Annotated in this window: 12 protein-coding genes and 1 pseudogene; 5 read left to right on the top strand and 8 right to left on the bottom strand. The window is 67.7% G+C overall.

The window, feature by feature from the left end:
- Positions 1-118: 118 nt before the first annotated feature.
- Both lepA and LZC94_24630 read right to left on the bottom strand, forming a co-directional pair.
- Positions 119-1,921 carry a translation elongation factor 4 gene (gene lepA, locus LZC94_24635; protein WXB11059.1) on the bottom strand — a complete coding sequence of 601 codons (1,803 nt, stop codon included), beginning with the start codon at positions 1,919-1,921 and terminating at the stop codon, positions 119-121.
- A gap of 405 nt (positions 1,922-2,326) precedes the next feature.
- Positions 2,327-2,485, bottom strand: a pseudogene (locus tag LZC94_24630) (ribbon-helix-helix domain-containing protein).
- Positions 2,486-2,931: 446 nt separating this feature from the next.
- On the opposite strand from LZC94_24630, the gene LZC94_24625 reads away from it, so the two are divergent.
- The 3 genes from LZC94_24625 (at position 2,932) to LZC94_24615 (ending at position 5,086) form a co-directional block, all read left to right on the top strand.
- On the top strand, positions 2,932-3,741 hold the full coding sequence (locus tag LZC94_24625) for a hypothetical protein (protein WXB11058.1): 810 nt from the start codon (positions 2,932-2,934) through the stop codon (positions 3,739-3,741).
- On the top strand, positions 3,738-4,577 hold the full coding sequence (locus LZC94_24620) for a hypothetical protein (protein WXB11057.1): 840 nt from the start codon (positions 3,738-3,740) through the stop codon (positions 4,575-4,577). Before LZC94_24625 ends, LZC94_24620 begins: the two co-directional genes overlap by 4 nt.
- A gap of 95 nt (positions 4,578-4,672) precedes the next feature.
- Entirely contained in the window at positions 4,673-5,086 is a 414-nt protein-coding gene (locus tag LZC94_24615) for an SRPBCC family protein (protein ID WXB11056.1), read from the top strand.
- Here the strand turns inward: LZC94_24615 and LZC94_24610 are convergent.
- Positions 5,025-5,963, bottom strand: coding sequence for a LysR family transcriptional regulator (locus LZC94_24610; protein WXB11055.1), 939 nt, complete (start codon positions 5,961-5,963; stop codon positions 5,025-5,027). The genes LZC94_24615 and LZC94_24610 overlap by 62 nt on opposite strands.
- A gap of 74 nt (positions 5,964-6,037) precedes the next feature.
- Here LZC94_24610 and LZC94_24605 point away from each other — a divergent pair, with 74 nt between their 5' ends.
- Positions 6,038-7,042, top strand: coding sequence for an NAD(P)-dependent alcohol dehydrogenase (locus LZC94_24605; GenBank protein ID WXB11054.1), 1,005 nt, complete (start codon positions 6,038-6,040; stop codon positions 7,040-7,042).
- A 99-nt stretch (positions 7,043-7,141) separates the two neighbouring features.
- On the opposite strand, the gene LZC94_24600 is transcribed toward LZC94_24605, so the two are convergent.
- Positions 7,142-7,495, bottom strand: a complete 354-nt coding sequence (locus LZC94_24600; GenBank protein ID WXB11053.1) for a cupin domain-containing protein — start codon at positions 7,493-7,495, stop codon at positions 7,142-7,144.
- A gap of 30 nt (positions 7,496-7,525) precedes the next feature.
- Here LZC94_24600 and LZC94_24595 point away from each other — a divergent pair, with 30 nt between their 5' ends.
- A complete protein-coding gene (locus LZC94_24595) occupies positions 7,526-8,902 on the top strand; it encodes a pseudouridine synthase (GenBank protein WXB11052.1) in 1,377 nt (458 codons plus the stop codon).
- A 39-nt stretch (positions 8,903-8,941) separates the two neighbouring features.
- Here the strand turns inward: LZC94_24595 and LZC94_24590 are convergent, their stop codons facing one another.
- The 4 genes from LZC94_24590 to LZC94_24575 all read right to left on the bottom strand — a co-directional run bounded on the left by LZC94_24590 (position 8,942) and on the right by LZC94_24575 (position 15,064).
- Positions 8,942-9,739 (bottom strand): alpha/beta hydrolase, encoded by a 798-nt coding sequence (locus LZC94_24590; protein ID WXB11051.1) that lies wholly within the window; start codon positions 9,737-9,739, stop codon positions 8,942-8,944.
- On the bottom strand, positions 9,732-11,342 hold the full coding sequence (locus LZC94_24585) for a benzoate-CoA ligase family protein (GenBank protein WXB11050.1): 1,611 nt from the start codon (positions 11,340-11,342) through the stop codon (positions 9,732-9,734). The genes LZC94_24590 and LZC94_24585 overlap by 8 nt, the downstream gene beginning before the upstream one ends.
- A gap of 133 nt (positions 11,343-11,475) precedes the next feature.
- Entirely contained in the window at positions 11,476-14,607 is a 3,132-nt protein-coding gene (locus tag LZC94_24580) for a hypothetical protein (GenBank protein WXB11049.1), read from the bottom strand.
- 40 nt (positions 14,608-14,647) lie between these two features.
- Entirely contained in the window at positions 14,648-15,064 is a 417-nt protein-coding gene (locus LZC94_24575) for a hypothetical protein (GenBank protein WXB11048.1), read from the bottom strand.
- Positions 15,065-15,107: the final 43 nt, after the last annotated feature.

The following is a 15,107-nucleotide window of genomic DNA, read 5'->3' as shown; positions in this document are numbered from 1 at the left end:
TACCACGCTCGTGCCCTCGCAGCCCGGACACCGGCAGTTCCGACATCGACCGATGAGCCTCACATCCTTCGATGCCTTTGCGACGGACACCGCGCCGGCCATGGGAGGCCGGCGCCCCTCAGTCGACCTTGAGAATCGCCAAAAACGCCTTTTGCGGGATCTCCACGCTGCCGACCTGCTTCATGCGCTTCTTGCCCTCTTTCTGCTTCTCGAGGAGCTTACGCTTGCGCGAAATGTCACCGCCGTAGCACTTTGCCGTCACGTCTTTGCGCAGCGCGCGCACGGTCTCGCGGGCGATGATCTTACCGCCGATGGCGGCTTGAATCGCCACTTCGTATTGTTGCTGCGGCACGAACTCTTTCAGCTTTTCGGCCAGGGCGCGGCCGCGCAGCTGGGCGCGTTCGCGGTGCACGATGATGGAGAGCGCGTCCAGCGGATCGCCGTTGACGAGGATATCGACTTTGACGAGGGTGTCGGGGTTGTAGCCGATCAGCTCGTAGTCCATCGAGGCATAGCCGCGCGAGATGCTCTTCAGTTTGTCGTGGAAGTCGAAGAGCACTTCGCCGAACGGTAGCTCGTAGGTCACGATGACCCGGTCCGAGCTGGAATACGTGAGCGCCTTTTGCACGCCGCGCTTGTCGTGGCAGAGCGCCAGCACGCCGCCGACGAACTCCGCCGGCACGTGGATCGACATCTTGACGATGGGCTCTTCGATGCGGTCGATGTACTGCGGCGAGGGCAGCTTGGCCGGGTTCTCGACCCGCACCACCGTGCCGTCGTTCTTGTAGACTTGGTAGACCACGCTGGGGGCCGTGGTGATCAGATCGAGGTTGAACTCGCGCTCCAGCCGCTCCTGGATGATCTCCATGTGCAAGAGGCCGAGAAAGCCGCAGCGGAAGCCGAAGCCGAGCGCCTCCGAGGAGTCGGGCTCGAAGGAGAAAGCCGCGTCGTTCATGTGCAGCTTCTCCAACGCGTCGCGTAGGTCGGGGTAGTCGGCGCTGTCGGTGGGGAAGATGCCCGCGAACACCATCGGCTTCACGTCTTTGAAGCCGGGTAGGGGGACCTCCGCCGGTTTGCCGGCGAGGGTGACGGTGTCACCCACCTTGGTGTCGTGCACGCTCTTGATGTTGGCCGCGATGAACCCGACCTCGCCGGGGCCGATTTCGTCCAGCGCCACCGGAAAGGGCTGGAACGAGCCCAGCTCGGTGACCTCGTAGTCGCGCTTGGTCGCCATGAAGCGAATTTTGTCGCCGCGGCGGAGGGTGCCGTCGACCACGCGCACCATGACCATGGCCCCGCGGTAGCTGTCGTACCAGGAGTCGAAGATGGTGGCGCGCAGGAGGCCGTCGGGGTTCCCCTTCGGCGGCGGGATCTTGGTGACCACCTGCTCCAGGATTTCGGCCACGCCCACCCCGGTTTTGCCGCTGCAGGAGATGGCCTCCGAGCAATCGAGGCCGATGGTGTCCTCGATCTGCTGCTTGGTGCCGGCGACGTCCGACGAGGGGAGGTCGATCTTGTTCAGCACCGGAAGAACTTCGAGCCCCTGATCGATGGCCAAGTAGACGTTGGCCAAGGTCTGCGCCTCGACTCCTTGCGTCGAGTCGACCACCAAGATGGCGCCCTCGCACGCGGCCAGGCTGCGCGACACCTCGTAGTTGAAGTCGACGTGGCCGGGGGTGTCGATCAGATTGAGCTGGTAGGTCTGCCCGTCCTTGGCTGTGTACTTCAGACGAACGTTCTGTGCCTTGATGGTGATCCCGCGCTCGCGCTCGATGTCCATCTTGTCGAGGAACTGGGCACGCGCCTCGCGCTCCGTGATCGCGCCCGTGACATCGAGGATGCGGTCGGCCAGCGTCGATTTTCCGTGATCGATGTGGGCGATGATCGAAAAGTTGCGGATGTACTCTTGCGGCGTAGGCATGGTGGGGTGTCCGGCTTGCTCCGATGCGTTCGAGCACGGCAAGCGCATTCCCGGGAGTCCCCGGATTCGAGCAGGATGCCGATACTACTTTTTGCTTCCGGCGGCAGCCTTTTCGTCCTGACCCGACCGCGATCCTTCGTCCAGCGTATCGAGCCCTTCGAGCCGGCTCGCCGAGAGGCGCTCGGCCTTCTCCACGCGTTCGCCGCGCTCGGTTCGCTGGGGCTCGCTCCGCGAAAGCTGGGAGTCCAGGCGGTAGTCGCTGCCGCGGTCGGTTCGATCGGGCCGGCTTCCGCCATCGCGAACATCCCGGACCTCGCGCACGTCACGTGGATCGCGCCCGTCGCGGCCGTCGGTGGCGGAGGGACGAACGTCGGTGCGGGGGCGGCTGCCCGTCTCGAGGGGGAGCTGACCCGGCAGTAGGTGCGCGTAGTGGCGCAGCACCAGGTCGATACCCTCGCGGATGTAGACCGCCACGGGCACCTTGGTCCGCTCGTGCAGGAGCTTGAGTTTGTCGTTCTGCTCCGGGGTCACGTAGATGGTCGTCGAGATTTTCTTCCGCGACATCGCCAGTGCCTCATCGAGAGCAAGAACGCCAAAACCCCTTGAAATCCCACGCGCCGCTGAAAAACCTGAGCGTTGCCCGCGAACCTCCAGTACTCGACGCGAACGCCTGCCGCCATCACCCTTTTCGAAAAGTACCTCCTTCGAGTCGGGCAGGTGCGAGGTGGTAACCTCGCGCCCAGCGGCAGCAACATACACTACGTGAATATACGTGTCGGTTCAAGGGGAGACCAACCGCCTCTATAGTTGAGCTGGGTACCGCTTTCGGTTCGTGAAAATCCAAGCCCAAAATGCGAGGAAACGCCCAGATAGGGCCTCAGCTCATGCAGACAAGCGCGGAAAGTCCCTGCCACCTCGGGCCAGTCTTGCTTGCTCGGGGGTCGATCCGCTCGGTATGGTGGCCGCGGCCCCATATGCGAGTTCGCTTTCTTGGATGGACCGGCGCGGCCTTGGGTTTAGGCGCCGGGGTCGCAGGTTTGATGGTCGCGCTGGCTGCATGCGGCGGCGACTCCTCCGGAGTTTCCAACTCGAAGCTCCCCGTGGGCGCCCGCTCGGAGGCCATCGAACACGAGGCCTGCACGGAGGCAGGCAACAAGGTCACCCTGTTCGATGCCAACGGCGACTCCAAGCCGGACATCCGCATGGTCTACGATCAAAAGTCGGGCAAGGAGGTCTGCCGCATCACGGACCTGAACTACGACGGCCGGCCCGACATGTTTCAATACTACGACCCCAGTGGACAGCTTCGCCGCCGTGAGGCCGACTACGACGGCGACGGCGTGGTCGAAGCCATCGAGTACTACGAGGGCGGCAAGCTCGTTCGTCGTGAGCTCGACATCTCCGGCCAGCACCGGCTGGACACCTGGGACTACTTCGATCCGGCCACCGGCAAGCGCACCAAACGAGAGCGCGACAACGACGGCGATGGCCGGGTCGACCAGTGGTGGACGTGGAACGGAGACCAAGTGACCATCGCCTTCGACAAGAACAACGACGGCCAGCCCGATCCCAACGACACCGTCACCTTGAATGCGTCCGGCACCGCCATCACGACCGCGGCCTCCGTCGACGGTGGAGCACCTCCTTTGAGCACGGCGGCATCCTTGGGCGGAGCGGGCGATGGTGGAGCGGGCAAGCCGGTGGTCCCGTCGAGCGCCGAGTCGCAGCTCCTCGACACCAGCACCAGCGGCGGAAAAGATGCGGGGGCCAAGGGCCGGCAAGGCCAACAAAGCCCGGCAGACGGAGGAAAGGCCCGATGAAAACGCTCTCCTCGCCCCGATCGCCGTTGGCGTACCTCGCTGTGGCCGTGGCCCTGGGGAGCACCGCGCTCGCCGGTCTCGGTGCTGCGGGGTGCGGCGGCGGCACCCCTGCGCCGCAGAGCGCCAAGGTGACCCCGGGCGGCTCGAAGGATCCGAGCCAGTGGCCCAAAGACGATCGCACCATGTGCGACTGGCGCAACAAGCCGGAGTTCGAGGTCAGCGAGACCGCGGGCACCGGGGCGCTCAAGCCCAACATTCGCCGCGTGTTCAAGACGTTTGGCGAGGGGGAGACCCGGCACAAGACCTTGGTCTGCCGCGAGGTCGATACGAACCTCGATGGCATCAAAGACGACGTGCGCACCTTCAACGAGAAGGGGGAGGCCCTCAAAGAGGAGGCCGACACCGACTACGACGGGCGCATCGATCTCTGGCTCGCTTTCGTCGCCGGCCGGCTGGCGGAGGAGAACGTCGACACCAACCACGACGGCAAGCCCGATGTGTGGAAGGTCTACACCAACGGCCAGCTCTCGCGCATCAAGCGTGACCGCAACTTCGACGGCCGGCCCGATGTGTGGGAGATCTACGCGCGCGGCAAGCTCGAACGCATGGGCCTCGACGAGACCAACGATGGCCACGTCGATCGCTGGGACCGCGACGAGCTCGTTCGCGCCGAGCTCGACGACGAAGAGCGCAAGGCGCGGGAGAAGCTCGGTCAGTCGGTCGAGCCCAGCGCCGCGCCCGGACAAGACGCGTTCATCAAGGACGCGGGGGCACCTCCCTCCACCGGCAAGCCGGCGAGCTCGGTCGCGCCGAGCGCGCCGAAGAAGAAGAAGTAAACCGCGAGCGCAAGTTTCTCCAAGCCGCGCGAGGCGGCTCTCCCTACCTTGGACCTCGGGCGAAGGTTCGACGAAAGGTCGGAAGGAGACGGCTCATGGCATCCATCCGCAAAGAAGTAGTGATCAACGCACGGCCGGAGAGCATCTGGTCGGCGGCCCGCGACTTTGGAGCGCTGCACCGGCGGCTGGTGCCGGGGTTCGTCACCGACGCGCGCCTCGATGGCGACGCCCGCATCGTCACGTTCTCCAACGGCGCGGTGGCGCGGGAGCGGCTGGTCGACCTCGATGACGAGACGCGGCGTTTGGCGTGGACGGTGGTCGAGTCCCCGTTCGGGCTCGAGCATCACAACGGCGTCTTGCAAATCTTCGATGAAGGCGAAGACCAGAGCCTGGTGGTCTGGACGGCCGATCTGCTCCCCAACGATCCGGCCAGCACCATCGACGGGTTCATGGAGAGGGGGCTCGAGGTGATGAAGCGGACCTTCGAGCGGCCGGGGTCGCGTTCGTAGTGGCGGGTTCGTCGCTGGGTAGGGCACGGCCTAACCATGCGAGGAGCGCCTTGATGCGCGCGCTCGGGTAGATGTCCGGGTGGGTGACCGCCCAGATCTCGGCGCGTACCGCGACCTGGGGAACGACGTGTTCGAGCGTGGGGTAGAAGGGGACGTAGGCGCTGGGGAGGAGGCCGAGCCCGTGGCCGGCGGCGCAGGCCGAGAGAACGACGGTGGTGGTGTTGGAGCGAAGCACCCAGCGTTCGGCGGGCACATGGCGGCGCATCCACTTCGACGGCGGCGTTCGATCCAGCGAGGGGTCGAAGCCGACCCAGTCGTGCGCGGCGAGATCGCGGAGCTTTCGAGGGCGGCCGCGGCGCTGGAGGTAGTCGCGGCTGCCGTACACGGCCAGGGTGAGGTTTCCAATCCGGCGGGCGACGAGCGAGCGCTCCTTGGGTCGAAACAGCCGCACCGCCACGTCGGCCTCGCGGCGCGAGAGGTCGAGGGTGCGGTTCTCCGCGCGGATCTCGATGCGGATGGCGGGGTGCTCGCGCCGGAACTCCAGGAGCTTCGGCGCGAGCACATAGCTCGAGAGCCCTTCGCCGGCCGTGAGGCAGAGCACCCCTTCGAGCCGCGAATCCACCCCGCCGAGCGCGCCCTCCGCCGCGAGCACCTGCGACTCCATCCGCTCGGCGTGCGGCGCGAGCGCGAGGCCGGCCTCCGTCAAGGCGAGCCCGTTCGGCGTGCGCGCAAAGAGGCGCGAGTCGAACTGCTCCTCGAGCGCGCGGATGCGGCGGCCGACGGTGGTGGCGTCCACCTGCAGCGCGTTGGCTGCCGCGGCGTGGGTCTTGTGGCGCGCGACCGCGAGAAAAAAGCGTAAATCGTCCCAGGATTCCACGCGTGCATTCTTGCATGTCCGTCGGGCGAATGCGTCATCTTTGCAGGGCGCTGCGCGGCCGCACAATCAGGCGCATGAAAACGATGATTGCAGACGCGGGCGGCAAGGGTGGACTTCGCATCGAGGAGCGTCCCATCCCCAAGCCCGGGCCCAAGCAGCTCTTGGTTCGCATGCGCGCGTTCTCCCTCAACTACCGCGACGTCGATATGCTCCGCGGGGCCCACGGCGCCTTGCCCCCATCCTTCGTTCCGCTCTCCGATGGCGTGGGCCAGGTGGTGGAGGCGGGGGCGGAGGTCTCGCGCTTTGCCGCGGGCGATCGCGTATCACCCACGTTTTTCCCCGATTGGATCAGCGGCGAGGCCAATGACGAGGTGCGGCGGCGCCGGCTGGCGCTGCCGGATGATGGCGTGCTGTCCGAGTACATCGTGGTCGACGAGCACGCGGCGGTCCGCGCGCCGCGCAACCTGTCGGACGTGGAGGCGGCGACCTTGCCGTGCGCGGGGGTGACCGCGTGGGATGCGCTCTTCGTCTCGGGGCAGGTGCGGCCGGGGGACACGGTGGTGGTGCAGGGCACCGGCGGTGTGTCGCTCTTTGCGGTGCTCCTGGCGAAGCTCGCGGGTGCGCGCGTGATCGTGACGTCGGGGCAGCGGGCGAAGCTCGATCGGGCGCTCGGGCTCGGCGCTTCGCACGGGATCGATCACGGGGCGGAGGGGTGGCACGAGCGGGTGCTCGGGCTCACGGAGGGGCGGGGCGCCGATCAAATCCTCGATGTGGCCGGCGGGGCAGGGCTTTCGCGCTCGATCGCGGCCACGCGCATCGGGGGCACCGTGAGCTTGATTGGCTATGTGGCGGGACGGGTGGCCGAGTTCGACGTGGTGGTGCCCATCGTTCGAAAGACGATCCTGCGGCCCATTGGGGTGGGCAGCCGGAGCAGCTTCGAGGCGCTGGTTCGTGCCGTCGAGGTGAACGATGTGCACCCCGTGGTGGACAGCGTCTTTCCGTTTGCGCGGAGCCATGAGGCGCTCGCGCGGCTTGCCAGCGGGGAGGCGTTTGGCAAGGTTGCCATCGTCTTCGAGTGACCGGTCGGGCACGGTCGAGGGGCGTCCGCCCCGGGCGGGCGTGTTGGCGCCGGATGCGCGGGTCGGACGCGGCTTTGGGACCGGTTTTGGTTCGGTTCGCTAGGGCTTGCTGGTGCCTTCGCGGCCGTAGCTGTCCTCGAGGCGGACGACGTCGTCGAGATCGGGGGTGGAGACTTCGATGACGTCGACCTCGGTGACGGCGACCATGCGATGGATGGTTTTTGGCAGACAGTGGTAGCTGTCGTGTTTCTTCATCCGGATGGTCTTGATGTCGGCGCCTTGGCCGAGCTCGAGATCCATTTCGCCCTCTTGGATGAAGAAGGTCTCTTCCTTCCGATTGTGGTACTGACGCGAGAGCCTTTGGCCGGCGTTGATGTGCAAGATTTTGCCCACATAACGTTCGGCCTCGGCCCAGATGATCTCGTACCCCCAAGGTTTTTCCACGCGACGCATGGTGGAAATTCATAAGAGAAAGCGGCTCGCATGGCTACCTACCGTCTTCAGAAAATCTTGGCCCAAGGCGGGCTCGCGTCCCGGCGAAAGGCCGAGGAGCTGATTTCGGCGGGTCGGGTGCGCGTCAACGGGCGCATCGTGACCGAGCTGGGCGCCAAAGCCGATCCATCCTCCGACAAGATCGAGGTCGACGGCAAGCGGGTCATCGCCGAACCCTTCGTGTACGTGGTGCTGCACAAGCCGCGCGGGGTGGTCTCCACCATGAGCGATCCCGAGGGCCGCCCCACGGTACGCGATTACCTGACCAAGGTGCCCGGTCGCGTCTATTCGGTGGGCCGGCTGGACTTTGCGACCAGCGGGGTGCTCCTCGCCACCAACGACGGCGATTTCTCCGACGTGCTTCTGCACCCGCGCAAATCGGCCCCCAAGACCTATGTCGTCAAGGTCTCGGGCGAGATGCAGCCGAACGATCTCGAACGATGGGCCAAGGGCGTGCGCCTGGAAGATGGCGTGACCCGTCCCGCCGACCTGCACTTCCTGCGGCACGAGGACGGCAAAACGTGGTTCGAGCTGACCATCCGCGAGGGCCGCAACCAACAAATCCGTCGCATGGGCGAGGCCACGGGTTTTCCGGTGATGCGCTTGGCGCGCTTGTCGTTCGCCGGCATTACCAGCGAGGGGCTCCGCCCCGGTGACTTTCGCCACCTGACGCGCGACGAGCTGGTCGCGCTCCGCAAGGAGTATGGGGTTCCCAAGCGGATGCCGACGTTGCCCGCGGCGGCTGCCTCCGGCGGGCGTCCGCAGCGGCCTGCGGCGGCGCACGATCGGCGTCGGGTTGCAAAAGGCGCGGGGGCCAAGGGGTGGGGGGATGGTGCGGAGCGTCCGGTGCGTGCGGAACGGGGCGAGCGTTCGGTGCGTGCGGAACGGGGCGAGCGTTCGGTGCGCGGGGAACGGGGCGAGCGGCCGGTGCGTGCGGAACGGGGCGAGCGTCCGGTGCGCGGGGAGCGGCCGGTGCGTGCGGAACGGGGCGAGCGTCCGGTGCGTGCGGAACGGGGCGAGCGTCCGGTGCGCGGGGAGCGGCCGGTGCGCGGAGAGCGTGCGGAGCGGCCGGTGCGTGCGGAACGGGGGGAGCGGCCGGTGCGGCGAGAGCGAAGCGAGCGCCCGGCGCGTTCGGAGCGCGGCGAGCGACCGCGGAGCGAGGGGCCGGAGCGCTCGGGGCGAGGGCACGATGGATCGCATGTGCGGGAAGCCATTCAACGCGTCTTCGAAAAGACGCCGCGTGCGCGCGATCGACGCGCCATCGATGAGCGCGGCGCAGCCCCGACACGCGGGCGTTCGGCGGCGCCGTCGTACGAAGATGCGCCGCGTCCCGCCCCCCGTCGTGGTGCGGGCCGCCGCCGCTCCTGACCTACGCGCCGCGCAGCGCGGGCCAAGCCGTCGACCGGCTCACGAACCCATCGACGCGCTCACGAACCCCGCCATGGCGTTCAACGTGGGCTCCCGCTGATCCTTGTGCGGCGCATGCCCGCACTGCGGCAGCAGCAGCCGTGTCACCGGGCCGCGGCAGCGCGCTTCGATCGACTCGATTTGCGCGATGCTCCCATATACATCCTCCTCCCCCTGAATCACCAGAACGGGCACCTCGATCCCCGGCAGCGCCGACTCGATGTTCCAATGCCGAAAATCCGGATCGAGCCACGCCCGATTCCACCCCCAGAACGCGCCATCGACCTGGTCGCCGTGGTGCTTGCGCAGCCGCTCGCGAAGATCGCCCTCCATGTACGCCGTGCGGATGGCCGCGATGCTCCGGACCGACAGGTCCTCGCAAAAGACGTGCGCCGCCTCGAGGATCAACCCGCGAACACGCCCGCCCGCCCGTCCTCCCCCCGCGTGCAAAATGGCAATCGACGCACCGTCACTGTGCCCGATCACGATCGCGCGCGGGACGGCGCACACCTCGAGCACCTCTGCGAGGGTGACCGCCTCGTCGTGCATGTATGTCAGCGGCCGCGGGAGCGACACCGCCTCCGAGCCGCCGTAACCCCAGCGGCTGTACACGAGGGCATCGCACCCCGTTGCCGCGGCCAGCGCCTCGGGAAAATCCCGCCACGCCGCGAGGCACCCCAGCCCCTCGTGCAAGAACACCAGCACCGGGCGCGGCGCTCCGCCGTGGCGCGGCTGCGCGCGATGCCGCTCCACCTCGAGCTGGTGCCCGCCCGCCACGATGTACGAGCGCTCACCCACGAAGCCGAAACCTCTGGATCTTCCCGGTGGCCGTCCTCGGCAGCTCCGCCACGAACTCCACCCAACGCGGATATTTGTAAGGTGCAAGTGTTTTCTTCACGAACTCCTTGAGCTCGTTCGAGAGCGCCTCGCTCTCCTCGACCCCCGGACGGAGCACCACGAACGCCTTTGGCTTCACCAGCTGATCGGCGTCGGCGTGCCCCACCACCGCCGCCTCCAGCACCGCCTCGTGCGCCGCGAGCGCCGACTCCACCTCGAAGGGCGAGACCCAAATGCCGCCCACCTTGAGCATATCGTCGGTGCGACCCAGGTACGTGAAGTACCCCTCGGCGTCGCGCACGTACCGATCCCCCGTGCGCGTCCACGGACCGTGGAAGGTCGCGCGGCTCGCGTCGCGCTGGTTCCAATAGGCGATCGCCGCCGTCGGCCCGTGCACCCAGAGGGAGCCTTCTTCGCCCGCGGCGGCGGGGACGCCATCGTCCCCCAGCACCTTCAGCTCGTAGCCGGGAACCGGTCTTCCCGAGGTGCCATATCGAACTTCGCCCGGGCGATTGGAGAGAAAGATATGCAACATTTCGGTGGTGCCGATGCCGTCCAGGATATCGCAGCCCATGCGCTTCCGCCATTTTTCCCCGACGTGCTTGGGCAGCGCTTCCCCCGCCGAGGTGCAAACGCGAAGCGCCGGCGAGCCCGCCTCCCGCGTGACATTGGCGTCCGCCAACATGGCCGCGAAGAGCGTGGGCACCCCGCAAAAAATCGTCGGTCGATGCTCGCGGAGCACCCGCAGCACCGACGCGGGCGTGGGCCGTTCGGCCATGAGCACCGAGCTGGCCCCCACCGAAAGTGGAAAGGTGAGCGAGTTGCCCAACCCATAGGCGAAAAAGAGCTTGGCGGCGGAAAAGACGATATCGTCCTCTCGAATCCCCAGCACCCCCTGCGCATAGAGCCGCGCCGTTTGCATCAAATGCGAATGCAGGTGAATGGCCCCTTTGGGCGCGCCCGTCGAGCCCGACGAATAGAACCAAAACGCCACATCGTCGGGGGTGGTCGGCGCCGCCTCGAGCGCGTCGTCCGCGCCCTCCAAGAGCACCTCGAGCCGCTCGTACCGCGACCCTTCGGGCACGCCGCCCCCACGCCCCGCGTTCGCCGCATCGAGCGCATCTCCCGCACCCGCGACGATCACGGACCGGAGCTTCGCCGCGCCCCCGAGCGCCGCCTCGACCTTGGGGAGCAGCGCCTCGCTCACGACCAGCGCCCGCGCTCGGCTGTCGCTCAGAAAGTGCGCATAGTCCTCGGTCGTGAGGAGCGTATTGACCGGCACGGGAACCAATCCCGCCTTGATGGCCCCCAAAAATACCGCCGGAAAGTCGATGGTATCGTGCATGAGCAGCATCACCCGCTGCTCCGGCTCCATCCCCAACCCCAAGAGCGCATTGCCCGCCCGATTGACCCGCCGCGCGAGCTCCCCGTACGTCACCGTCCGGCGATCGTCACGAAAGGCGATGCGCTCCGCCCGCCCCTCGGTCACATGCCGATCCACGAGGTCGACGGCCGCATTGTACCGCCGCGGAAAGGGCGCCCACGATCCGCCGTTCGTGCTCATCCCACCATGCTAAATCACGACGCCCCACCCTCGCCACCTGCGCTCGTCGCCCTGCCGGCCCCCAACTTTTGCGCCGCGCGTCGCACGCCCCCGGCGCGACCGCACCCCCCGGCACGGCCGCACCGCCGAGCATTCACGGCAGATACGGCGTGGCGTCGTGCTCGGTCTTTGCGGCCGGACGCGCGGTGCGGGCCAGCGGATCGGACATGGTCGACGGGAGCGACCAATCGTTGCGGAAGAAGCCGGCGGCCAGCACGGCGCCGTTGTTGAGCAGCACCTGCCCGCGCGAGGGCGCGACCTTTTCGTCGTAGACGACGAAATCCGGAATGAGATCGGGGAGCGACAGCGACCGCCAGGTGCCGAGCGCATCGACCCCTTCGACGACCACCACGTAGCGATCGGTGCGCTTGGGGTTGGGCCGGATGAAGGCGGTGCCGAGCTGCGACCCCTTGAACACTCGGCCCTCGGCCACCACGGTGTCACCGTCGATTCGAATGGGAAAATCGGGCTCCAGCTCGCGAACGAGGCGGTTCGACTTGGCGTTGCCCACGAGAAAGAGCGCGTGCGGATTGTCGAGCGGCTCGCCCTTGGCGAAGAATTCGGCGTCGCTCATCACCGGGTAGTGAATGTCCACGCCGCCGCCCACCCTCGCCCAGGCGCGCGCGACCTCCTCGTTGGCGCGCGCCTGCGCCGGATCATCGGCCCCGTAGACGAACAAGAGCGGCTCGTGGAAGGCGTCGCGGATGGGGCCCGTGACGGCGCCGCGCTTGACGAGCCCCGCTTGCTCGCGCGGCCCGGCTCTCCAGCTCGAGCCCTCGCGGTGCGCCACCAGAGGTACGCCTGGCTCGAAGGTCAGCGATGCGCCGTCGATGGTCACCGTGATGGGCTTTTGCGCGTCGACCAGCTTCTCGTCGCGATCGAGACCGAGCGCGCTCACGCCCTTGGTGGTGAGCTCGAACGCGCTCCGGCCTTTGATGCGCGCGTCGACCTCGCCCCATACATCGGGCGCCGTGAGCTCGGCCACGTGGAGCCAGGCGTTGCCCTCTTCACGGAGCCGCATGGTGCGAAATCGAATCGATGTAGGATGCAGGTTTTTGCTCTTGGCGAGCAGCCAGTTGGCACCCTTGAAGTTCTCGTAGGTGGTCTGCCACACGTTGTGCCCCAGCTTGGGGTGCTCGTGGACGATGGAGTACTTCAGCTCCTCGTAGCGCGCGATCAGCACGCCGCTGTTGATCTCCGGCTGGTCCAAGGTGCCGTGCACGATGTAGAGCGGCAGATCTTTGCCGTTGAACGCCCACTCCGAGTTGGAGCGCTCCTCGGCCAAGGCGCGCTCCCAAGGCCGCAGCGGCTTGCCGATGAAGTCGCGGCGGACGAAGTAGCTGTGGTAGCCGCACAAGGGGGCGGCGGCCGCGAACATGCCGGGGTGGCGAAAGGGGAGGGCGGCGGAGCCGATGCCGCCCATCGATGGGCCCGTGATGGTCACCCGGCTGGGGTCGATGGGGTAGGCCGCCATCGTCTCCTCGATGACGTGCAGGATGTCCGCCTCGCCCAGGTGCCGGTACATGGTATTTCCGTGGCCGTTCGGCGTGACCACGAAGGCGTCGAGCGGCGGGAAGGCCATGGAGTGGCGGTCCTCCCACTCGTGGTCGCGCGCCGGATCGTCGAAGCCAAAGACGTAGCGGAGCATGGCCATCGGCTTTCCGTTCAGCCCGTGCAGCGCCACGATCAGCGGCCACTTGCGCGTCGAGCCGCTCGGCGCCGACGCCGCTTGGGCTGGCACGTAGAGGCCATACTCGGCCAGGTGATCGTCTTCGGGGGCCAGGTACGCGCGCCGCTGGGGGCCCGCGCGGGTCGCGTACGGGTCGGCCTTTCGCTCGAGCGCCGCCGCCGCCGCCTCGAGCTCGCGCGCCTCCTCGCGCTGCGCCTCCAGATCGGTGTCGCCGCGCGAGGCGTAGGCCGCCAGGCGATCGCGAAGGTGGGTGATGCTCTCGAGGGTGCCCCGGCGCAGCCACGGCGCGGGCAAGACCGCCGGCGGCGTGGGCATCCCCAAACCGGCGATGGCGCGCTCGAGGTGCGCGATCGCTTCGCGGACGAATTTGCGCGGCGCAAACGGGGAGCGCCAGGTGCGCTCGCCCACCGCGGTCTCCAGCACCAGGTCCTGGTCTTCGACCGGCGTCTCCTCGGGCCGCAGCACGGGGAGGGTGATCTGCATCTCGCCCATCTCCGCGGCCAAGGTGCCGGCCGATACGTCGAACAGCGGGGCGGCGGCGGTGGCGCCGTTCGGGCTCACCGCGTTGGCGCGGCCAGGGAGCAGCCGCGCGCGGACGGGGAGGGGAACGCCCAGCGGGAGCCCCTCGGCGAAGCGCACCGTGAGGCGCGGGTGGTAGCCGTCGCCGCGCACCCCGCGGTCCAAGGATACGGAGGCCATGCTCGATGCGAGCGCCCGTGAATCGTTTGGCGTGGTCCCGGGGAAGGTCAGGTAGGCCCCGGCGGGCGGGCGGAGCTCCTCGTCGAGCAGCCGCACGTGCAGCGACCACGCGCCGTCGCGCTGGTGCAGCTTCATGGAGATCGCGTGCTCGCCGGCCGCGAGATCGAGCGCGAGCAAATCGTCGTCGTCGCGCTCGGGCCTTGGCTCGTCGCGCGTGAGCACGGTCTTGCCGTCGACCCGCAGGCGGATGCCATCGTCGGCGCCGACGAGCAGGTGGTACCGGCCCGCGCGCTCGATGTGCAAGGTGGCGCCGGCATACCCGATGACATCGCTCTCACGGGCATCGAGCGCGCGCTTGACGTCGATGGGGCCATCGGCGCTCGAGCCGATCCGCCAGCGCGCCACGCCGCCTTCGGCGCGTCCGAGCTCGGGGGTCAGCGCCTTTTCATCGATGCCGAAGGGCGCCGTTCCGAGCGCGTCGACACCCGGCGGGGGCCTCATGCCTTTGGGCGCAAAGGTCGCGGAGCGAAATGGGCCGACGAACAGCCAAGCGCCCAGGCTTCCATCGGGGCCCGGCGCCAGCCGTACGGGATCCCCTGCCGTCGCGCCGCCCGCGGGCGCGCCGCCCGCGGTGGCCGAGGTGCTGTCCGCGGCAAGACTCCGAGGAGCCTCGCCCCGGCTGGCCGATGGCGCAAGCGGTTCGGGCGCCGCGAGCACGGGGATCGACCCGGCGGGGCTGCTCCATGCGAGCAGAGCCCCGGCCAGCGGAGATTCCCGGTTGGCGCTGGTTGCGAGCGCCAGCAGAGCTACGGATACGAAGAGGCGTGCGGACCGCATGAACACGATGGACGAGCCGGCATGGCGACTCGTCCATCATTCAATCAATCATACCCTGTGCCAAGGTGCGCGGTTCATCGCGGAAGAGAACCTCGACCTTGCGGGGATCCAGCACACGTGTGACCACTCCGTCGCCGAATTTGGCGTGGTGAATCAGATCGCCCTCTTGAAAGGTCTGCACCACGCTGTAGCGGCGAAAATCGGAGACGCCGCGGCCGGCGATGGCTTTTTCCCACGTTTGCTCGCGTGACACTTTGGCTTGTTCGGCCTTTGCGGCGCCCGAAATGCGGGCGGGGCGCGGGGTCGAGATGCCGCTACCGCTGGCGCGCGTGCGGACTGCGGGCTCGCCTTTGTCGCCCGGAGCACGCGGTCGATAGTTGTGATGCGAGCCGCACGTCGAGCACTCCACCCTCACGGGCTTGGTGCCCACCATCGCAATGATGCGGTGGTTCAGCACGAGACGACATTTCGTGCAGTAACTGTCGATTTCCCCCCCAGCA

This window comes from Sorangiineae bacterium MSr11954 (assembly GCA_037157815.1).
Classification (GTDB): domain Bacteria; phylum Myxococcota_A; class Polyangia; order Polyangiales; family Polyangiaceae; genus Pendulispora; species Pendulispora albinea.
The sequence above is the reverse complement of the archived record's forward strand: the minus strand, read 5'-3'. Positions and strand labels throughout refer to the sequence as shown.